Annotated in this window: 21 protein-coding genes and 1 tRNA gene; 11 read left to right on the top strand and 11 right to left on the bottom strand. The window is 64.6% G+C overall.

The features are described from left to right. Positions 1 to 44 precede the first annotated feature (44 nt). The 3 genes from ACX80V_RS02385 to ACX80V_RS02395 all read right to left on the bottom strand — a co-directional run bounded on the left by ACX80V_RS02385 (position 45) and on the right by ACX80V_RS02395 (position 3,117). Complete coding sequence (locus ACX80V_RS02385; protein WP_056339975.1) at positions 45 to 1,103, bottom strand: tRNA (adenine-N1)-methyltransferase; 1,059 nt, start codon at positions 1,101 to 1,103, stop codon at positions 45 to 47. A 113-nt stretch (positions 1,104 to 1,216) separates the two neighbouring features. Further along, entirely contained in the window at positions 1,217 to 2,383 is a 1,167-nt protein-coding gene (locus ACX80V_RS02390) for a site-2 protease family protein (protein ID WP_485841801.1), read from the bottom strand. Further along, positions 2,380 to 3,117 (bottom strand): HAD family hydrolase, encoded by a 738-nt coding sequence (locus ACX80V_RS02395; protein WP_058932472.1) that lies wholly within the window; start codon positions 3,115 to 3,117, stop codon positions 2,380 to 2,382. The genes ACX80V_RS02390 and ACX80V_RS02395 overlap by 4 nt, the downstream gene beginning before the upstream one ends. Positions 3,118 to 3,267: 150 nt before the next feature. On the opposite strand from ACX80V_RS02395, the gene ACX80V_RS02400 reads away from it, so the two are divergent. Then, positions 3,268 to 4,173 (top strand): PAC2 family protein, encoded by a 906-nt coding sequence (locus tag ACX80V_RS02400; protein WP_485837048.1) that lies wholly within the window; start codon positions 3,268 to 3,270, stop codon positions 4,171 to 4,173. Here ACX80V_RS02400 and mshC read toward each other — a convergent pair. Continuing rightward, positions 4,170 to 5,447, bottom strand: coding sequence for a cysteine--1-D-myo-inosityl 2-amino-2-deoxy-alpha-D-glucopyranoside ligase (gene mshC, locus ACX80V_RS02405; protein ID WP_485841802.1), 1,278 nt, complete (start codon positions 5,445 to 5,447; stop codon positions 4,170 to 4,172). The genes ACX80V_RS02400 and mshC overlap by 4 nt on opposite strands. Before the next feature lie 15 nt (positions 5,448 to 5,462). Continuing rightward, a complete protein-coding gene (locus tag ACX80V_RS02410; RefSeq protein ID WP_252565374.1) occupies positions 5,463 to 6,296 on the bottom strand; it encodes an undecaprenyl-diphosphate phosphatase in 834 nt (277 codons plus the stop codon). A gap of 50 nt (positions 6,297 to 6,346) precedes the next feature. Here ACX80V_RS02410 and ACX80V_RS02415 point away from each other — a divergent pair, with 50 nt between their 5' ends. Continuing rightward, on the top strand, positions 6,347 to 7,282 hold the full coding sequence (locus ACX80V_RS02415) for an aldo/keto reductase (RefSeq protein WP_485841803.1): 936 nt from the start codon (positions 6,347 to 6,349) through the stop codon (positions 7,280 to 7,282). Positions 7,283 to 7,356: 74 nt separating this feature from the next. Here ACX80V_RS02415 and ACX80V_RS02420 read toward each other — a convergent pair whose 3' ends face one another. After that, entirely contained in the window at positions 7,357 to 7,623 is a 267-nt protein-coding gene (locus ACX80V_RS02420) for a hypothetical protein (RefSeq protein WP_485841804.1), read from the bottom strand. A gap of 39 nt (positions 7,624 to 7,662) precedes the next feature. On the opposite strand from ACX80V_RS02420, the gene ACX80V_RS02425 reads away from it, so the two are divergent. Next, positions 7,663 to 7,896, top strand: a complete 234-nt coding sequence (locus ACX80V_RS02425) for a DUF5703 family protein (protein ID WP_056339951.1) — start codon at positions 7,663 to 7,665, stop codon at positions 7,894 to 7,896. 49 nt (positions 7,897 to 7,945) lie between these two features. Here ACX80V_RS02425 and ACX80V_RS02430 read toward each other — a convergent pair whose 3' ends face one another. Beyond that, positions 7,946 to 9,106, bottom strand: coding sequence for an acyl-CoA dehydrogenase family protein (locus ACX80V_RS02430; protein WP_485841805.1), 1,161 nt, complete (start codon positions 9,104 to 9,106; stop codon positions 7,946 to 7,948). A 12-nt stretch (positions 9,107 to 9,118) separates the two neighbouring features. Next, positions 9,119 to 10,423 carry a M20/M25/M40 family metallo-hydrolase gene (locus ACX80V_RS02435; protein WP_485841806.1) on the bottom strand — a complete coding sequence of 435 codons (1,305 nt, stop codon included), beginning with the start codon at positions 10,421 to 10,423 and terminating at the stop codon, positions 9,119 to 9,121. 172 nt (positions 10,424 to 10,595) lie between these two features. On the opposite strand from ACX80V_RS02435, the gene ACX80V_RS02440 reads away from it, so the two are divergent. The 4 genes from ACX80V_RS02440 (at position 10,596) to ACX80V_RS02455 (ending at position 12,807) form a co-directional block, all read left to right on the top strand. Next, positions 10,596 to 10,678 (top strand) — tRNA-Leu (locus ACX80V_RS02440). A 102-nt stretch (positions 10,679 to 10,780) separates the two neighbouring features. Beyond that, positions 10,781 to 11,677 carry a Rid family hydrolase gene (locus ACX80V_RS02445; protein WP_485841807.1) on the top strand — a complete coding sequence of 299 codons (897 nt, stop codon included), beginning with the start codon at positions 10,781 to 10,783 and terminating at the stop codon, positions 11,675 to 11,677. 9 nt (positions 11,678 to 11,686) lie between these two features. Then, entirely contained in the window at positions 11,687 to 12,301 is a 615-nt protein-coding gene (locus ACX80V_RS02450) for a hypothetical protein (protein WP_485841808.1), read from the top strand. A 203-nt stretch (positions 12,302 to 12,504) separates the two neighbouring features. Continuing rightward, positions 12,505 to 12,807 carry a DUF4193 domain-containing protein gene (locus ACX80V_RS02455; protein WP_056339942.1) on the top strand — a complete coding sequence of 101 codons (303 nt, stop codon included), beginning with the start codon at positions 12,505 to 12,507 and terminating at the stop codon, positions 12,805 to 12,807. A gap of 112 nt (positions 12,808 to 12,919) precedes the next feature. On the opposite strand, the gene ACX80V_RS02460 is transcribed toward ACX80V_RS02455, so the two are convergent. Continuing rightward, entirely contained in the window at positions 12,920 to 13,384 is a 465-nt protein-coding gene (locus ACX80V_RS02460; RefSeq protein WP_058932479.1) for a GatB/YqeY domain-containing protein, read from the bottom strand. A gap of 124 nt (positions 13,385 to 13,508) precedes the next feature. Between ACX80V_RS02460 and ACX80V_RS02465 the strand changes: the two genes are divergently transcribed. The 4 genes from ACX80V_RS02465 to ACX80V_RS02480 all read left to right on the top strand — a co-directional run bounded on the left by ACX80V_RS02465 (position 13,509) and on the right by ACX80V_RS02480 (position 17,660). After that, positions 13,509 to 14,246 carry a M50 family metallopeptidase gene (locus ACX80V_RS02465; RefSeq protein ID WP_430929457.1) on the top strand — a complete coding sequence of 246 codons (738 nt, stop codon included), beginning with the start codon at positions 13,509 to 13,511 and terminating at the stop codon, positions 14,244 to 14,246. A gap of 10 nt (positions 14,247 to 14,256) precedes the next feature. Continuing rightward, positions 14,257 to 15,366 carry a glutathione S-transferase family protein gene (locus ACX80V_RS02470; RefSeq protein WP_485841809.1) on the top strand — a complete coding sequence of 370 codons (1,110 nt, stop codon included), beginning with the start codon at positions 14,257 to 14,259 and terminating at the stop codon, positions 15,364 to 15,366. A gap of 38 nt (positions 15,367 to 15,404) precedes the next feature. After that, positions 15,405 to 16,514 carry a serine hydrolase domain-containing protein gene (locus tag ACX80V_RS02475; RefSeq protein ID WP_485841810.1) on the top strand — a complete coding sequence of 370 codons (1,110 nt, stop codon included), beginning with the start codon at positions 15,405 to 15,407 and terminating at the stop codon, positions 16,512 to 16,514. Between the two features lie 93 nt (positions 16,515 to 16,607). After that, a complete protein-coding gene (locus ACX80V_RS02480; RefSeq protein WP_485842046.1) occupies positions 16,608 to 17,660 on the top strand; it encodes an FUSC family protein in 1,053 nt (350 codons plus the stop codon). Here the strand turns inward: ACX80V_RS02480 and ACX80V_RS02485 are convergent. Together ACX80V_RS02485 and ACX80V_RS02490 are read right to left on the bottom strand one after the other, a co-directional pair. Further along, positions 17,657 to 18,583: a MaoC family dehydratase gene (locus ACX80V_RS02485; RefSeq protein WP_485841811.1), complete on the bottom strand. Its 927-nt coding sequence runs from the start codon at positions 18,581 to 18,583 to the stop codon at positions 17,657 to 17,659. The two genes, ACX80V_RS02480 and ACX80V_RS02485, sit on opposite strands and share 4 nt — an antisense overlap. Next, entirely contained in the window at positions 18,580 to 19,920 is a 1,341-nt protein-coding gene (locus ACX80V_RS02490) for a 3-oxoacyl-ACP reductase (RefSeq protein WP_485841812.1), read from the bottom strand. The genes ACX80V_RS02485 and ACX80V_RS02490 overlap by 4 nt, the downstream gene beginning before the upstream one ends. Positions 19,921 to 19,923: the final 3 nt, after the last annotated feature.

Raw genomic sequence — 19,923 nt, forward strand, 5'->3', positions numbered from 1 at the left:
AGCCCCAAGTTGGCAGGTACTGCTGGAGACTCCCGAAATGTGGACTAGTTCGTGATCTCCGGTTCGTCCTTGACGTTGGTGCCGGCAATGGCATCGCGCGCGGCCCGGCGCAGCTTCTTGTCTGAGACGAGGCGTTCGCCGACGGCACCGGGTGTCCAGGCGTTGACGTCTTCTTCGTTGAAGCCAGTCTTGGAGGGACGGCGCTTGACGGAGATACCGGTGACGCCGTCGGCAAGCCGGCGGGTGACCAGCAGGAAGCCGGTGTGGGCCACCATCCGGTGGTCCGGACGGACAGCCAGGCCCTCGAGGTGCCACCCGCGGACCATGGACTCCCAGGCGTCGGGTTCGGTGAAGCGGCCATCGGCCCTGATGGCCTCCGCGGTCCGGGAGAGCTGGGTGACCGTGGCAACGTAGTTGATCCAGACGCCGCCGGGTGCGAGGACAGTGGCGACGGCATCAAGGCACTCCCAGGGTGCCAGCATGTCCAGCACGACACGGTCCACGGATCCGGGTGCCTCGCTGCGGACTACTTCCTCCTGGAAGTCGCCGAGGGAGATCTTCCACGCCGGGTGCGGGCCGCCAAAGATGGTTTCCACATTCCCGCGGGCGATGTCCGCAAATTCCTCACGGCGCTCGAAGGAGTGGAGGTAGCCGTTGTCGCCAACGGCCCGGAGCAGCGAGATGGACAGCGCCCCGGAGCCAACGCCGGCTTCAACAACCCTGGCGCCGGGGAAGATATCGGCCATGGTGACGATCTGGCCGGCGTCCTTCGGGTAGACCACTGCGGCGCCACGCGGCATGGAGAGGACAAAGTCCGAGAGGAGGGGGCGCAGCGTCTGGTACTGCTGGCCGACGTTGTTCACGACGACTGAGCCATCTGCTTTTCCGATGATCTCGTCGTGGTTCAGGAAGCCGCGGTGCGTGTGGAAGGCGCCGCCGCTTTCGAGAGAGATGGTGTTCATGCGGCCGCGCTCGTCGGTCAGCTGGACCCGTTCGCCTTCACGGAAAGGCCCGCGGCGGCGGGCAGCTCCCACCGGCTGGGTGCCATTGGCGGCAACACCGGTGGTTGGTGCTGCGGCTTCGGCGGCAGTTTCGCTGCTCATGGATTTTCCTCGCTCCTGTAAAACTGTGGGGCCACGCATCGAAATAGGTCCGCCGGGTGTGGCGCAGGCCTCCGGGCGGCCACGCGGCGGCAATGCACGGCCGGCACGTAACTCTACCGGCTTTGACCCTGCGGATGCCTATTTGACGGGTCAGCCTTGCCGGTGATGGCGGCCACCACCACGTTCTGCGCCAGAAGGCCGGTGACCGTTCCGTGATGGTCCACCACGGCATATTCGTGACCGTCCAGCTGGGAAAGGTACTGGATCAGTTCCTGCCCCTGGGACGACTCAGGTACGTAGGCTCCCGTCGCGAGGGCATAGGACACTGCCGTGGCAGGCGTGGAGGCGGCGGCGTAGTCAGGAACCGCGGCGAGGGCACCGGGATCCACAACACCCTGCGGGCGTCCATCCGGCCCGCAGACCACAACGGCGCGTGAGCCGTCCGGTGACAGCCTGCGGATGTCCGCCACCACTGCGGTGGCTGGAATTCCGACGGCGGGAGCCGCCAGGGCAGCGGCGCTGACCAGATGCATCCTTCCGCGCAGGGTGCCCTGCTGGATTGCGGCGCTGGCACCCATCCAGAGGAAGCCGCCGACGAGGACGGTGATCATCAGGAGGCTGAAATCGGGTGTCTCACCGGCCAGCAGCGGCCGCGCAATGAACCAGAAGCCCAAGGCCACCACGATGACGCGGCCGGCCCAGCCGGCGGCGACGGTGCCTTTGGCCTGGCTCCCGGTTGCTTTCCAGACGGCCGACTCAACGATCCTGCCGCCGTCCAGCGGGAGTCCGGGCAGGACGTTGAAGATGCCGATGACGAAGTTGGCCCACATAAAGATGTTCGTGAGGATCTCGGCCACGGTGCCCATGTTGGTGGTGGAAAGGACCACCCAGGCACCGCCGGCGAGGACCAGGTTTGCTGCCGGCCCTGCCAAGGCCACGATGACCGAGCGCGCCGGCGTCGCCGTGAAATTCTCAAACTGGGTGTGGCCGCCCCAGAGATTCAGCACGATCTTCTGCGTGGGCCAGCCGTAGATCTTGGCAGTGAGGGCGTGCGCCAGTTCGTGGACCAGGACGGAGATCAGAAGCAGCAGGGCGTACGCGAACGCCATGTAGTAGGCGGAGATGCCCAGTGCCGGATTCTGCTCCAACAGCAGGGGCCCGTAGACAATGACGGTAAAGGCGGCGATCACAAACCACGAGTAGGCCAGAACGACCGGGATTCCGGCGATCCGGCCGAGCGGTATTCCTTCGCGGCGGGCGGGGGCGGGCTGGGAGCTCATGACGGGGTCCCCGTCACGAGCACTGCAGATCCAGCCGCCGCGGCGGCCAGGCTGCCCGCGGCGATGGCCTCCAGCTCGGAAACGGTGCGGCCGGCCAAGGATTCCCAGATGGTGTGCCTGGGATCGTCGGGGATCGGGACAATGTGCGGAATGGCGACGGTGGCGACGCCCGAGGCCACAGCAGCAGCCACACCCGGCGCGGAGTCCTCCAGGGCGACGCAGTGATCCACGGTCAGGTCCGGGTCCGCTTCCTGAAGCAGCTCCACTGCCTTCAAGTATGCTTCCGGGTGCGGTTTGCCCTGGGTGACGGTGTCCCCCGTGACCAGGAATTCGAAGTAGGGCTTGGGCAGGCTCGCGACAATTTCGCGGGCCAACGGCTCCTCCGACATGGTCACCAGCGCGCATCGTACTCCGGCGACGTGCAGGTCATCCAGCAGTTCCCGCGCTCCTGGACGCCAGGGAACGGAGTGCCGGACGCTCCTGATGACCTCAGAAGTCAGGGTGTCGATGATCTCCCGGCGCTCCAGCCGGACACCGGCTGCCTGCAGGATTCCGGCCGAATACGTCAGCGACTGACCCACGAGCTGCATGGCCTGCCCGTGCGACCAAGTGCCGCCATGCGCTTCAACGAGGGCGTGCTCGGCGGCAATCCAGTAGCGTTCAGTGTCCACAATGGTGCCGTCCATATCCCAAAGAACGGCTCTGAGCGGGGAAACGGAGGGTAGGGATCGCATGGTCCCAGTCTACGGGGCGCACCTGAGCGCCAGCCGGTGGATACGCCCTCGGCGAATATCAGCATTGCCTTCGGGCCCGCAAGCGCCCCGGCGCACTTTTTGGCTCTTCATTCAATGCGTCGCGCCGGTTCTTGGACGTAGGGTGATGAGATGAATAGCTTCGACGGAGACACCGCGGAACCGGGTGCCGCACCTGAACCGGAGCAGTTCCTGCTGCCAGTGGCGGACGGGGAGCGCATTACTGTGATGCTGGCCGCATTTGAAGGCTGGAACGATGCCGGCGAAGCCGCCAGTGATTCCTTGCGCTACCTGAACAGGGTTTGGGGCGGCAAGAAGGTCGCGTCCATTGACGCCGACGAATACTACGATTTCCAGTTCACGCGTCCTACGGTCCGCAGGAACGCCGCGGGGGAACGCAAGATCAAGTGGCCCTCCACACGGATTTACAAGGCCAGTGCGCCGGATTCGAACGTGGACGTCATTTTCGTCCAGGGCATTGAGCCGTCCTACAAGTGGCGGGCCTATACGGCGGAACTGCTGGTCCACGCTGAAGCGCTGAAGGTGGACTACGTGGTCCTGGTGGGGGCCCTTCTGGCAGACGTTCCGCACAGCAGGCCGATTCCGGTCAGCACCTCCTCTGACGACGCTGTGTTGCGGGAACGCCTCAACCTTGAAGCATCCCAGTATGAAGGTCCCGTCGGCATAGTCGGAGTACTGTCCGAAGTGTCCCTCCTGGCGGGCCTTCCTACTGTTTCCCTCTGGGCAGCCGTCCCGCATTATGTGGCCCAGGCCCCGTCACCCAAGGCGCAGCTGGCTCTCCTGCACCGGGTCGAGGAATTGATCCAGGTCCCGCTGGACACGCACGAACTGGCGGAAGAGGCAGCTGCGTGGGAGCGCGGCGTCGATGAGTTGGCTACCGAGGATCCGGAGATCGCCGCGTACGTCCGCCAGCTGGAAGAGGCAAAAGATACGGCCGATCTTCCGGAGGCAAGCGGTGAATCCATCGCGCGGGAGTTTGAGCGCTATCTCAAGCGTCGGGGCCGGGACAAGCCCTAAAGTACGACGCCAAGCAAGGCGTCCAGGGCGTCCCTGACCAGGGCCTGATCGTGCTGGCTGCCCGCTGCCGCGGCGGAGTCCGCCGAGGCAGCCCAGCGGTCAACAGCTTCCAGGGCGGCCGGTGCGTTCAGGTCAGCTGCAAGGGCGGACCGCATTTCTGCGATCAGGCCGGACGCCGATCCTTCCGTGGCAGTGGCGAGGGCGCTGCGCCACGCCGCCAGCCGGTCCTTCGAAGCCTCAAAGCCGTCAGCGGTCCAGGACCAGTCTGAACGGTAATGGTGGGCCAGGATGGCCAGGCGGATGGCTGCCGGATCTTCTCCCTCGGCCCGAAGTTTGGACACCAGGACCAGGTTGCCCTTGGACTTGCTCATCTTTTCGCCGTCCAGGCCCACCATGCCGGCGTGGGCATAGTGGTGGGCCAGCGGCACTTCGGCGAGCGAAAAGGCGTGACCGGCGCCCATCTCGTGGTGCGGGAAGATGAGGTCAGAGCCGCCGCCCTGGACAGTGAAGGGAGCCGGCAGGTACCGCTGGGCGATGACCGTGCATTCGATGTGCCAGCCAGGCCGGCCCTGGCCCAACTCGCCGCCCGGCCAGCTGGGCTCGCCGTCACGGGCAACCCGCCAGAGCAGGGGGTCCAGGGCCTGCCGCTTGCCGGCCCGGCCCGGGTCGCCGCCGCGTTCGGCGAACAGTTCCAGCATTTCGGCTTCACCGAGGCGGGAGATGGAGCCCAGGGTCCAGGCATCCGGGGCGACCGACTGCTTGCCGGCAGCTTCGACGTCGTAGTAGACGTCGCCGTCGGGCTCCCCTGCCGTACCAGGGACGCGGTAGGCCAGGCCCAGGCGGACCAGCCGTTCGATGGCCGGAACAATGATGTCAACTGATTCAACGGCACCCACGTAGTGGTCCGGCGAGAGGACGTTCAGGGCCTCCATGTCGGTCTGGAAGAGTTCAATCTGGCTGGCGGCCAGGTCCCGCCAGTCCACCCCGGTGGCAGTCGCGCGCTCGAGCAGGGGGTCGTCGACGTCGGTGACGTTCTGGACGTAGGAAACCTGCTGGCCGCCGTCACGCCAGGCCCTGTTCAGCAGGTCAAAGGCCACGTAGCTGGCCGCATGGCCCATGTGGGTTGCGTCGTAGGGAGTGATCCCGCAGACGTACATGGATTGCTCTCCCCCGGCCTGGAGCGTAACCTCACTCCCCTGCGCGGTGTCGAACAGCCGGATGGCAGGCATGGCGCCGGGCAGCGCAGGGACAGGGCGGGAGGTCCAGGATTTCACAGCCTAAGCCTACGGCTAGGCACTGATGACATTGAAACCGAGCAGGAGATACAGGGCCAGGCCCAGGAAGATCCGGTACCAGACGAAGAGCCGGTAGCTTCGGGTGGAAATGAACTTGAGGAACCAGCCGATGATCACGTAGCCCACTACCAAGGCGATGACGGTAGCCAGCGCCGTCTCTGGAAGGCCGTATGGGCCGGTAATGCCTTCCTTGGAGACCACTTTGTACAGCTGGTAAAGGCCGCTGCCGAACACCGCCGGGATAGCCAGGAGGAACGAATACCGCGCGGCGGCTTCGCGTGTGTAGCCCATCAGGAGACCTGCGGTGATGGTGCCGCCGGATCGCGACACACCGGGAATAAGAGCCAGGGCCTGGGCGAAGCCGTACAAAATGCCGTGTTTGTAGGTGAGCTGGGTGAGGTCCCGGTCCTGCTTTCCGATCGCGTCGGCCACGGCCAGAAAGAGCCCGAAGACGATCAGCATGGTGGCTACGAGCCACAGGCTCCTCAGCACCGACTCGATCTGGTCCTGGAACAGCAGACCCAGCACGATGATGGGGAGGCTGCCCAGGATCACCAGCCAGCCCATGCGGGCATCCGGGTCCTGCCGGGAGACTTTTCCGGTCAGCGATCCCGCCCAAGCCTTGACGATCCGCACGATGTCGCGCCAGAAGTAGATCACCACGGCCGTTTCGGTACCAAGCTGCGTGATGGCGGTAAACGCGGCTCCGGGATCGGATGCGTTGGGCAGGAACTGCCCCACAATCCGCAGGTGCGCGCTCGATGAAATCGGTAGAAATTCGGTCAGTCCCTGCACTAGGCCCAGCAGGGCCGCCTCAAACCAGTTCACGCTAAGACCCTACGTCATGGACACTGTTGATTCCCCGTAAGCTTGCAGCTATGCAGCAGCGTTACGTCGGCAACAGTGGATTGCGAGTCTCCGCCCTTTCCCTCGGCACCATGTCCTGGTCCGGCGATACCGACGAACAGGACGCCTCGGAGATATTGCGGACATTTGTCGATGGTGGCGGAAAACTCATAGATACCGCGGCGTCTTACTCCGACGGCCGCGCCGAGGCGATGATCGGCGCTCTCCTGGGTGACGTCGTCTCCCGCACCGAAGTCTGCATTTCCACCAAGGCGGGGATGTCGACGTCGGACGGCCGGCGCACGGTGGACACGTCGCGCAACGCCATGCTCACCGGACTGGACGCCAGCCTGGCAAGGCTGGGGACTGACTACGTGGATATCTGGTTTGCCCAGGCATGGGACGGCAACGTCCCGCTGGACGAGACCCTGTCCGCACTTGAATTCGCGCTCCGGAGCGGCCGCGCCCGCTATGCGGGCATCTCCAACTTCAACGGGTGGCAAAGCGCCAAGGCCGCGGCGGTGGCCGGATTTCCGCTCGTAGCCGCGCAGGCTGAATATTCACTCCTGCAGCGAAAGGCGGAAGCGGAACTGGTTCCCGCCGTCGAAGATGCCGGCCTGGGGCTGATGGCCTGGGCTCCGCTGGGACGCGGCGTCCTGACCGGCAAGTACCGCGGCGCCATTCCCGCCGATTCCCGGGCGGCAAGGACAGACTCCGCACCCTACGTAGAGCCGTACCTGGAGGCGCAGCCGTCCAGCGTGGTGGAAGCGGTGGCCATGGCGGCCAAGGGCCTGGGCCGGACACCGCTGGATGTCTCGCTGAGCTGGCTGTTGTCCCAGCATGGCGTGGCCACGGCCATCGTCGGGCCCAGGACGCCCGTGCAGGCGAAAGAAATCATGGCCGCCCAACTGACCAGGCTGCCGCCCGAAATTTCCCGCGCGCTCGAGGACGTTTCCCTGCCCGGCTGAGTTTCCGTGCCCGGCGGATGCACCGTTCAGGGCCGTAGACTTAGGGCATTGCCCGCGATGGTGGCGTGGAGTCCTCAGTCCTCGAGAATTTCCAGGTCCTCGTCGTCGTCGATGCGGGCTTCATCGTCCTCGTCTTCTTCATCATCGAAGACCTGAAGGGGTGTAACTTCGTTGTAAGCCTCGTAGAGTGCGTCTTCATAAACCTCGAACGCATCCGAGACCGCAAAAAAAGCCGCTTCCACCGCGGGATCGCCATCGCCACGCCGGTTGGATGCTGCTATAAGGTGTTCTTCCAATGCGGTTGTCAAGGACTGAAGCGCGACACGCGGATCGATGCTCATGACTTCACGTTAGCCGGAAAAGGACGAAAATGGAGAGCAATGAAGGAACATTTTCTCACCAGCTCGGTCCAGCGGGAACGGGACATTTTGAGGCAGTACGAGTACCTCGTTCTGACGGTCAGCCCTGATGATTCGCTGCCTGACGCCAGGCGCCGGCTCGTGGAGCATTCCGAGTACGGCAAGTGGGAGCTGGAACGCAGCAAGCTGTATTTGGGCGGCGGCAGGCGCTTCTGGCTTCGCCGCCGGGTGATGCAGGTCCAGCGGACCGTATAGGGATTATCCGGTCAGCGGACTGTCTAGGGATCACCGGCCAGTGGCCTGTTCAGTCCTCCAACGGACCCAGCCACGCGTTCGCCACGGTGGTGTGCGCCGACTCATCATCTGATGGGTGGAACATCCCCGCCAGCACGTCCCGGTACAGGCGTTCAAGCTCCGACCCACGAAAGTAGCTGGAGCCGCCACTCACCCTGATGGCCAGATCCACAACGCGGCGGGCCGTTTCAGTTGCATTGACCTTCAGCCCCACAAGCTTGGGAAACCATTGCGGCCCGTGCTCAACGAGCGCATCCACATCGCGGCTGATGGTCAGCAGCTGGGGGTAGAGGTTATCCATGGCCATGGCGGCCTCCGCGATCTTCCAGCGGATATCCGGATCCTGCGCATAGCTGCGGCCGGCATTCTTGAAGGACGTGCGGCGCTTGACGGCCTCAACACCCAGGTTCAGGGCACGTTCGCCAATGCCGGTGTACACGGCAGCCAGCAATGTCTCGAAGCACGCGAAGATGGCGAAAATCAGCGGATCGGCGTTAGGTCCCACCGGAAGTTTGCGGAAGATCCTCTCCGCCGGGACCTCGGCGCCGTCCAGAACGGTGGTGTTTGACTGGCTGGCCCGCATGCCCAGGGTGTTCCAGTCATCCAGGATGGCGTAGCCCGCGGCCTCCCGGGTGATGAACCCGTGTACCAGCTCCCCTTCGCCTTCCCTGGCCTGGCCGTCCTTGCCGAAGATTCCCAGCCGGGTCCAGGCGGGCGAAAGACTCGTGAAGATCTTGGTACCCGTGAAGCTGTACGCTCCGCCCGGCAGGGGAACGGCTGCCGTTTTTGAATCAAAAAGTACCGAATCGTTGCCGGCTTCGGAATTGCCGAAGGCGAAGATCTCGCCCTGGGCGGCCTCCTGCAGGACGAAGCCAAGGGAATGGTCCCCCCGTGCGGCCAGGACGTGGGCGACGCCGGTCCAAACCAGATGCATGTTGATGGCCAAGGCGGTGGCCGGGGCCGCCGTTGCCAGCCGCCGCTGGCACTGCGCTGCCGCCTCGAGCCCAAGCCCCAGGCCGCCGTCGGACGCCGGCACAAAGAGGTTGAGGTAGCCGGCGGCGGTCAGTTCCTCAAGGTCTTCAAAGAAGAAGGTGTTGTCCCGGTCATAGCCCGCAGCCCGGCCACGGATTGCCTCGAGCAGCGGCTCCGGGAGGATTTCCTCGGGCGTCACGTCCGGGCCGGCTCAGTAGTTGGTGAGGAGCGTGTTGAGCACCCGGGCACCGAACTTCAGCGAATCCACCGGGACTCGCTCGTCCACGCCATGGAACATGCCGGTGAAATCGAGATCGTCGGGCAGCTGGAGGGGAGCGAAGCCGTAGCCGGTGATACCGAGCCGGCTCAACGACTTGTTGTCCGTGCCGCCGGAGAGCGTATAGGGAAGCACTTTCGCCGCCGGATCCTCGGTGTGCAGGGCGTCGATCATGGAATCCACCAGGTTTCCGGCAAACGGGACCTCAAGCGAGACGTCGCTGTGAACGTAGCTGACCTCGACACCGGAACCGGCAAGCTCCCGCACGACCTCCAGCACGTGGTCCTGCTGGCCCGGGAGCGTCCGGCAGTCCACCAGGGCCTCAGCCGATTCGGGGATGACGTTGTGCTTGTAGCCGCCCTTGAGCAGCGTGGGATTGGTGGTGTTCTGCAGGGTTGCCCCCACAAAGCGCGCCACGGTGCCGAGCTGGTCGAGCAGGCGGTCCGGATTGTCCGGATCGAATTCCACACCCGTGAGTTCAGTCACGCCGTCCAGGAACTGCCGCGTAGTGGGCGTCAGCTCAATCGGCCACTTGTATTCGCCGATCCGGGTTACCGCCGCAGCCAGCCGGGTGACGGCGTTGTCCGTATTGATCTGGGAGCCGTGGCCAGCCCGGCCGTGCGCCACCAGCCGGAGCCAGGAGATGCCCTTCTCAGCCGTCTGCAGGAGGTAGGTGCGCTGCCCGCCGATGGTTGCCGAGAAGCCGCCTACCTCCGAGATGGCTTCGGTTGCGCCTTCGAAGAGCTCGGGCCGCTTGTCGACTGCGTAGCGGGCGCCGTACTCACCGCCGGCCTCCTCGTCGGCGAAGAAGGCAAAGATAATGTCGCGCTTGGGTTTGCGCCCGGATCTGGCCAAATCCCGCATCACAGCAAGGATCATGGCGTCCATGTCCTTCATGTCCACGGCTCCGCGGCCCCAGATGAGTCCGTCTTTGAGCTCCGCGCCAAAGGGATCCACCGACCACTGTTCACGCAGGGCGGGCACTACATCGAGGTGCCCGTGCACCACCAACGCGCTGGCGGACGGATCTTCACCGGCCATCCGGGTCACAACACTTGCGCGGCCGGGCGCCGACTCGAAGATCTCGGCTGCGAGTCCTACTTCCTCGATGAGCCCGGCTGTGTATTCCGCGGCCACCCGCTCCCCCGGACCCGAGCCGTCACCGTAGTTCGAGGTATCTATCCGGATGAGTTCCTGGCAGATCCGGACAACTTCATCCTCGGCACGGATGTCAGACATAGAAACTCCTTGGGCAGTGGGAAGGCTGCAGACAACCTGCGTTCTCGTGTGCCCTCAGCCTACCCATCAGCCCCGATTCCATGTTTTCGGAAAGTTCGTGTTAGAGTTTTTCTCGCTGCTTCGGAGAAAAGCGAAACGCTGAAAGGCGGAAACGATCTCCGAATTACCACCTGCGCGGGTGGCGGAATGGCAGACGCGCTAGCTTGAGGTGCTAGTCCTCGAAAGGGGGTGGGGGTTCAAGTCCCCCTCCGCGCACAAATGGGAAAACCCCTGGAATCCATGGATTTCAGGGGTTTTTTTCTGTTTCCACGCACGCGAGGCCCGCTTCCGGGGGAAGCAAAGCACTACGGTACAAACATGACTACGGAAAACGCCAAGGCACCCGTCCGCCAGCTCCGCCTCGTTGTCGAAGCCGAGGACTACGAGGCGGCACTCACGTTCTACCGTGATGTCCTGGGACTCCCCGAGCAAGAGGCCTATGAAGGAGAGGGGGACGCGCGCGTGACAATACTTGGTGCCGGGCGGGCGACGCTTGAGCTGTCCAACCCCGCCCAGGTTAACCTCATCGACAGCGTGGAATCGGACGGGCAGCCCAGCGCCAGACTCCGGGTAGCCTTCGAAGTGGAGGACACGGCGGCCGTAACGGCAGACCTTGTGAACGCAGGAGCAGAACTGATCGCGACTCCGCGGATAACTCCCTGGCAGTCCTTGAACTCCCGGCTTGCAGCGCCGGCAGGCCTTCAAGTGACGCTGTTCCAGGAACTCGAACCGATAGCGGATCGGCAAACAAGCCAGACCTCAAAAAACCCTGAGCCCCTATGGGCTGTCCCGAACGCTGAGGAGATCAGGACTGCCCATCACTTCAGCCCTAACCTTCATCAGTCGCCTGCCCCGTTTTCGCATCTCGTACGCCACGGAGACACCGCCTACACAGCCGGGATCATTGGCCAGAGCCCCGACGACGGTAGACTTGTCGGCCCGGGGATTGAAGAGCAGTGCGAGTCCATGCTCAGCAACCTGGAGACGCTGCTGACCGATGTGCATCTTTCTCTGGCCCACGTCCTGCGCACCACCATTTACCTGACCGACTACGACGACTTCCATATCATCAACGCTGCCTATGCCCGTCACTTTCCCAAGCCATTCCCTGCGCGTACAACCCTCCACGTGGCCGGACTTCCACTCGGAGCGCGCGTGCAGATCGACGCCGTCGTGGCTGCGGGCAAATGCTTCAGGCCTCCGTCGACGGCCTAAGCTGGAGCCGTGAATCCAACCCCGCCGCCTGGCCCGCTTGAAGTCGTTGTCCATTCCGGGCCGGCCGACTGGTGGGTGATCCTTGCCGGGCTTGGACCGTTGGCTGTCCTGATTGCGGCACTCTTGGCCTTCTACATCAACTCGCGCACGCTGGCCCAGCGAACTTCGGCCGATAAGACAGCGTTGGATCAGAAGCGCGAAGCCGACGAGCAGGCACTGCGGCAAAAGACAGAGGCGGACAGCCGGGCGGAATGGTGGCGACGCACCCAGTGGGCCCTGGACCGGGCATTGGACGAAGATAAAGGAACCAGCGCCTTGGGGCTTGCGACCTTGAACGTCCTGGCGCGCAGTGAGCTGGCCCGTACCGAAGAGCTCAAACTGTTCGACACGGCTTGGGAGAACGTGGCTGGAGGGGACAATGGTGGCCGGACGGTGGGCGCAGGTGCCTCCGAACACAGGAACGTCCAACCGCCCCGGAACGCCGCCTCGACGCCAGCCAAGAAGGACGCCCCTGCCGAGCACCGGCTTCAGGTGGCTGCCGCCAGGCTGCGCGTGACGCTCGACGAGCGCCTTGGGCGGCTTACCCCGCCTCAGACCAAAGCCTTGGCCAAGGAACCCACCTAAGCCTTGCCTGACGGCGGCCGTGCGCTGACTTTCATTCCTGGACACCATGGTGCCCAATGTCACCCGACGCCGATCCCGGCTGGTGTTTGCACGGAAATATACGCTCCACAGAGAAATTTTCTTGCCAGGCTATTGGGGAATACCAGCCGGATGCTGTACGTTGCATACGCGACAGACGAACCAAAGAAAAGAGATACACCTAAGTGGCAACCGATTACGACGAACTTCGCTCCGACGTCAAGGAGTCGCAGGACAACTCACTCGAGGCACTGCAGTCCGCCAATGCTCCGGACGCCCGCAGCGTCGTCCTCGAGCTCGATGAGGCCGACGGGCTGGATGGCGCCGGCGTTCCGGGCGGCGAATTCGTGGCCGAGGAACTGGTCGTGCAGGTTATCCCGCAGGCTGAGGACGAGTTCACGTGCTACTCCTGCTTCCTGGTCCGGCACCGCTCCCAGATTGCGCGGCAGAAAGACGGACACAGCTACTGCACTGACTGCGAAGGCTGATTCAAGAAACCCGGATATTCTTCCGTGGCGGCCGAGTTCCGCCAACAGGAAGTTAAGGCACGCCCACGTTTAGTAGGCGTGCCTTTCCTGTTAACAGGCTCGAGCTGACGGTTCAGGCGAGACGGCTGCGGACGATCTCGCTGACCGCCTTGCCGTCGAAGCGTCCGGCGACTTTGGCCGTGACAGGCTTCATCACGGCGCCCAGCTGACGCATTCCGGGCTCCACGCCTTCGCTCCGCAGCCCGGCAATGGTCTCGTCAACGATCGCCTCGACTTCCGCGGCTGTCAGCGGCTGAGGCAAATATGCCTCGATGATCCCGGCCTCGGCGATCTCGGCCGCGGCCCGCTCGGATTCTCCGGCTTCCATATAGATCCTTGCGGTGTCACGTCGCTTTGCAGCCTCTTTCTGCAACAACGAGGTCACCTGAGCGTCGTCCAGGACAATGGGCGTCTTTCCCGACTTCTCCCGAGTTTCGATCTCGCCCAGGACATTGCGCACCGTTGTCAGGGCGGTTTTGTTCCGCTCCTTCATGTGCACCACAACATCAGCGTGCAGGCGTTCCTTCAAAGTGGTCACGGCATTCCTCGATTCGTTGAGCGCCCCAAGGCGGCAGGGCGGCAGGACAGTGGTGAACCATCCCTCTAGTACCGTAGAGGGCTATGGCTGACAATCACTACTCCCGGCCCGGCGGGAAACGACCTTGATTCCCGAGCAATTGTGGCAACGGATCGTCGAAGCCTTCAGCCGTGCCGCCATCCCCCAAGTCACGGTGGCCGAACTGGCTGTGGTGCTGGCGCTGGCAACTGCATTGTCCATCCCCCGCGCCACCTGGAAGTACTTTGGGCTCCTGGCCACCGCCACGCACGAACTCGGCCATGCTTTCGCCGCCGTCATGAGCGGCCAAAGACTGAGCGGGATCCGGCTCCGGTTGGACCACTCAGGCACAACCACCAGTTACAGCCGGGGCAAGGCCGCCGCCGTCTGGTCCGGATTCTGGGGCTATCCTGTACCTGCCCTGACCGGCGCTGCCCTGGTCACCTCCGGTTTTGCCGGCTGGGGTCCGGCCGCCCTGGCCACAGGCACCCTTATCCTCCTGGTTTCGCTCGTGTTCATCAGGAACTTCGCGGGGCTGCTAATCACAGGCCTTGCCGTCGCAGGCGGCGGGGTGCTGGTCCTCGTTGTGCCCAGCAGCTTCACCGGCCATGTTGCAGTCGTGCTTGGCGTGGCGCTGCTTGTGGCCGCCGTCCGGGATCTCGCGAAGCTCACCAACGTGCACCTGCGGCGCCGTGACAGGCTGGCCAGTTCCGACGCCTACCTGCTGTACCGCGCGACGTCCATACCCTCCGGCATCTGGATCGCGCTCTTTGTCGCCGTTATTGCCGGCTCCTGGCTGGTCGCCTGGCAGCCGATCTCAGCAATCCTGGCCGCCGGAGCCTAGGCTGGTCCGCATGAGCCAGGAATCTCCGAGCGGGCCGCAGGCCACGAACGCCACCGCTGCCGACAGCACGGACACCAGCACCGAACACAGCACCCTGGGCGCATATGTGACCGGCGGTGCCGAGTTCAACCGGGACACGAATTACATTGAGGACCGGATCACCCACGACGGCCGCCCCGGCGTCAACGGCGAGCCGGGGTGGCCAGTGGAAGCTGGCCGGTACCGGCTGATTGCGGCGCGGGCATGCCCGTGGGCGAACCGAGCCGTGATTGTGCGGAGGCTCCTCGGCCTGGAGGACTCCATCTCCCTTGGCCAGCCCGGCCCTACCCACGATGCCCGGTCGTGGACTTTTGACCTCGATCCGGGCGGGGTGGACCCTGTGCTTGGCATCGAGCGCATCCAGAGCGCCTATTTCCGGCGCTTCCCGGATTACCCGCGCGGCATCACGGTGCCAGCGATCGTTGATATTGCCAGCGGCGCGGTGGTCACCAACAACTTCCCTCAGATCACCCTGGACTTTGCCACCGAATGGACCCGTTTCCACCGGGTCGGAGCGCCTGACCTTTACCCGGAACACCTCCGCGCCGAAATTGACTCCGTCAACAAGCGCGTCTTCACCGAGGTCAACAACGGCGTCTATCGCTGCGGCTTTGCGGGCTCCCAGGAGGCCTACGACTCGGCCGACACCAGGCTGTGGACCGCGCTCGACTGGCTTGAGGAACGCCTCACCGGACAGCGGTACCTCGTGGGTGACACCATCACGGAAGCGGATGTCCGCCTGTTCACCACCTTGGCCAGGTTCGATGCCGTTTACCACGGGCATTTCAAGTGCAACCGGCAGAAGCTGACCGAACTGCCGGCCCTGTGGGGCTACGCGCGGGATCTTTTCCAGACTCCCGGTTTCGGAGACACGATCGATTTTGTCCAGATTAAGCAGCACTATTACATCGTCCATGAGGACATCAATCCCACCCGGATGGTGCCGCAGGGTCCTGATCCGGCGGGCTGGCTGGAGCCCCATGGCAGGGAATCACTGGGCGGCCGGCCGTTCGGTGACGGCACTCCCCCGGGGCCGGTGCGCCCCGGGGAAGAAGTTTCCCCCGGCCATGGAGCGGCTTAGGATCAGGAAAGCGCTTTCTAACCGGTTAGGCTAGCCCCATGCAGAAATCTTTTGGCTTTGCAGCACCCGGTTATGAAGGCGTTTTGGATCTGTTTGAGGCCCTTCTCGCCGCGGATCCGCAGTACAGCGCCCAACTGGCGGCCTACCGGGACGGCGTGAAGATCGTGGACCTGTCCGGCGGGCCCCACATCACCGCCGATTCCGTCACGGGGGCGTATTCAGTTTCCAAGGGCGTGGCGGCGCTGGTGATTTCGCCGCTCGTCCAGGACGGGCTGCTGGACCTTGACCGGACGGTGGCGCACTACTGGCCCGAGTTCGGTTGCCATGGCAAGGACCGCTTGCTGGTGCGTGAAGCCCTGTCCCATCAAGCCGGCCTGATGGGAGTCGAGGGAGGCATCGCCCTGGACGAATTCACCACCTCCCTGGCCGCGGGAAGGTTGGCAGCAACGAGCCCCGCATGGCGTCCCGGCAGTTGCTTCGGATACCACGCCCTCACCATCGGGATCATTATGGAGGAACTCTGCCGGCGGGTCACGGGAACCAGCCTGCAGAGCCTCTATGACCAGCGCATCCGCACGGTCTACGGCATCGACTTCTTCCTGGGACTGCCCGAAGAGCTGGAACCGCGCTACCGTGACGTCCTCTACGACGTCGATCCCCTTCAACCATGGCTGGATCCACTGAGCCTGGATGGGCTTAACAGCAACGCGGCAGTCAGCACAATCATGGAACTTCCCAATCAACGGCCCGTCCGCGCCGCGGGGATGAGTGCCGCCGGCGGTGTGGGTACGGCGGAGGGCCTGGCCAGGCTCTACGCCGCGGCCATCACCGGTGTGGACGGCCGGGACCCCTTGTTGACCCCTGAGACCGTCAGCGCCATGTCCCAGGAGCAGGTGTGGGGCCTGGACCGCCTGTCCGGACTGGACAACGCCTTTGCCGTGGTCTTTATGAAGCCACACGTGTCGCGGAATTTCGGCAGCCACCGTGCCTTCGGCCACGAGGGTGCGAACGCTGCCCTGGGGTTTGCCGATCCCGCATACGGGCTCGGCTTCGGATACATCCCGCAGCGGGCGGAGGACGGACGCACCCAGGGCAAAGCTCATAGGCTGGCTGCGGAGCTCCGGCGGGCGGCGTCGGCCTTGTCCTAGTACACGGGTGCACCTAGTGTGGGGCTGATGGGTGACACTCAAACGCAGCCGCAGGGCCGGCCCTCCGCTGGAACCCGAATCCTGCGGAATTCGGTGGCCGGTCTCTCGTCGGCATTCACAGTACAGCGCCTGCAGCTGGCGGCGAAGGCAGCGCTGGCCGCCGGCCTCGCTTTCGCCATTGCTCCCCTGATGCCGGGATCCGCTGCCGAGTACCCGTACTACGCGCCGCTCGGCGCCCTGGTGTCGATGTACCACAACGTGGCCGGATCCTTCCGGCAGGGTCTCCAGGCGCTCGTCGGACTCGCCCTGGGTATTGGGCTCGCCTTTGCGCTGGTCAGTGTCGGTGATCCGTCACCGCTGTCTGTTGCGGTCGTTATGGGACTCGGCGTGCTGCTCGGCGGTCTCCCCCGCATCGGCTCGGGCAGCGATTGGATTCCAACGGCGGCGCTGCTGGTCCTGCTGGTGGGGGGAAGCAACAAGGACGACTTTTCCTTCGGCTACCTCATCCAGATGGGCGTCGGCGTCGCCGTGGGCATTGCCGTCAACTTCCTGGTCTTTCCTCCCCTGCACTTCACCGCGGCGGCCACCAGCCTGGGCAAACTCCGGCTGGCCCTCGGGCGGCAACTGACTGACATGGGAACGGCCCTGACTGAAAGGTGGCCTCCCGAGCACGAGGACTGGTCCCGCCGGTCGACCGAGCTGGCCGAAGCAGCCAGCACGGTCCGCCATCTCGTGCAGGAGGCTGATGCGAGCCGGCGCGCCAATCCGCGCCGGCGGCTCCATCCCCGCGATGTGGATCTCGACTACCGCAACCTTCGTGACCTGGAGCGGGTGACGTTCCACATCCAGGACATGACAGAAGTCCTGTCCGATGTCATCTGGACAGACGACGCACCTTATACGGTGCCTTTCAACGACAGTGCGCCCCTGGCCGCGGCCATGACCGCCACCGGCGAACTCCTGGCCTCGTTCGACGGTGAGGATGAAGCAGACCAGCGGCGGCTGTTCGCTGCCGCAAAGTCGGCGGTGGAGGCCGGTATGGCAACGGTTGCGGAGCGGGCCCAGGAGGATTCGGCCGTGACAGCGTCCGAGTCCATCCTCCTGAGCCTGCACCGTATCCTCAGGGCTGTCCGGCCGGCGTCCTAGAGCGGTGCCACGGAGCCGCTGAAGTGGCGGCGGCCGGAGCGGGGGTTCCACGCCACAAATTCGGCCCGCTGCCAGCCTTCGCCAGGCGTCTGTGCCGTGGTGATATCCAGGGCGGTGATAGCCAAGGCAACGCGGGCAGGAAGGAACACTGGAGCCTCGAACGTGACATCCCACGTGAACGTTTCGCCCTTGGCCGGCCCGACATCCGCGAGGGCCCTCGAGGCAAGGTACATCCCGTGTGCGATGGAGCGGCGCATGCCCAGGGCCTTGGCAGAAAGCACGCTCAGGTGGATGGGGTTGAAGTCTCCTGAAACGGCGGCATACGCCCTTCCCGTGTCGACCCCCAAATGCCAAATCGCGGTGGGGTCCGGAGGCGTGAAATCGGCCTGGCCGTTGTGGGGCGTTGGCTTGTCGATGCCGGGGAGGAACACACCCTTGGCCAGGTAGGAGGAGCGCCCGGTCCACTTGATGTCCGGCGTATCCGCACCACGGATCTCTGCCACAACGTCAAGTTGCGTGCCGGACCGGTGGCCCCGGAGGTTCTCAACCCTGGCCTGGATGTCCAGGGATTCCGTGAAGAGCACCGGCGACCTCTGCTCCACATGGTTGCTGAGATGGACCATGCCCAGGAGTGGCAGCGGGAAATCGTCGCGGTTCATCACACTCATGGCCAGCGGGAATGCCAGTGCGTGGAGGTATCCGGCCGGCAGAGTGTCCCTGGCAGTCAGCCCGATGAGGTGCTGGTAGGCGGTGAGGTTGCCGACGTCGGCCCTTACCCCGCGCACCTCGTGGCTAGTGACCGGAAGGTTTGATCCGTTGTGCGTGCCCAAGACGCGCCGCCGCGCGGTCTGCGCGGCGGCATTGACGTAGAGCTTGGACAGGGACGGCATCTCCCCCAGGATGACCGGCTGGACGGTACTCATGCCCCCACCAGGTTCTGTCCGCAGATCCGCAGCACGTCGCCGTTAATGCCCCCGGCGGCGTCGCTCGCCAGGAAGGCAATGGCCTCCGCTACGTCGGACGGTTGGCCACCTTGCTGCAGCGAGTTCAGCCGCCGTCCCACTTCGCGGACGGCAAATGGGATCCGTGCTGTCATGTCTGTTTCGATGAATCCGGGCGCCACCGCGTTAATGGTCCCGCCGTTCACCGCCAGAAGGGGCGCAGAAGCGCGCACCATACCCATCACACCGCCCTTGGACGCCGCGTAGTTGGTCTGGCCGCGGTTGCCCGCGATGCCGCTGGTGGATGCCACCGAGACAATCCGTGGTGAATTACGGAAGTGTTCGGAAGCAAGGAGCGCTTCGTTGATTCTGAGCTGGGCGGCGATGTTGATGTTCAGGACGGAGGTCCAGCGGCCGTGGTCCATATTGGCGAGCAGCTTGTCCCGGGTAATTCCTGCGTTGTGGATGACGATGTCCAGACGGCCGTGACGCTGCACGGCGTGGTCGATGATCCGCTGGCCGGCATCTGCGCTGCTGATATCCAGTTGAAGCGCCGTGCCGCGGACTTCGTTGGCGACGGCGGCCAAATGGTCCCCGGCTGCCGGGATGTCTACGAGGACCAGGGTGGCCCCGTCCCGGTGGAGGGTACGGGCAATAGCTGCCCCGATGCCGCGGGCGGCGCCGGTGACCACGGCAACCTTGCCGGCGAGCGGCTTCTCGAAGTCCAGGGGCAGGTGGCCCTGCTCGGTTGAGACAGTCAGGAACTGGCCATCCACGAAAGCCGACCGGCCGGACAGAAAGAACCGCAGGGCTGCCAGAGCGCTGGGGCTGGTGCTCTGGACACCTTCTGCCAGGACGATGCCGTTCGCTGTTGCGCCGGCCCGGAGTTCCTTGGCAAGCGACCGCAGGAAGCCATCCACGCCTTGCCGGGCAGCCGACTGTGCAGGGGACGCGGTTTCGGCGGCCGGCCGGGAGATAGTGATGACGCGGGCGCTGGGGCCGAGATCACGCAGTGAGGCCGCGGCGGACAGCACAGGCTTTTCAAGATCCTCGGGCCGGGTCAGCTCATCCAGGACCATAATGATCGCGCCAAGTTTTTCGCGGGGCACCCCGTGGCGCCGGACGTCCAGGTCCCAGGAGAGCAGCTTGGCGGCCAGTTCGTCGGCACCGGCGGTGTTGCCCTGGACGAGGACGGGGCCGGTGACCAGGGGCTGGCCCGGCTTGAAGCGGCGCAGCACGGCAGGCTGGGGCAGGCCCAGCCGTTTGGCGACGTTCTTGCCTACGCCCTGGTTGACGAGCGTGGTGTATTTATCCGTCATCCG

This window comes from Pseudarthrobacter arbutini (assembly GCF_054510915.1).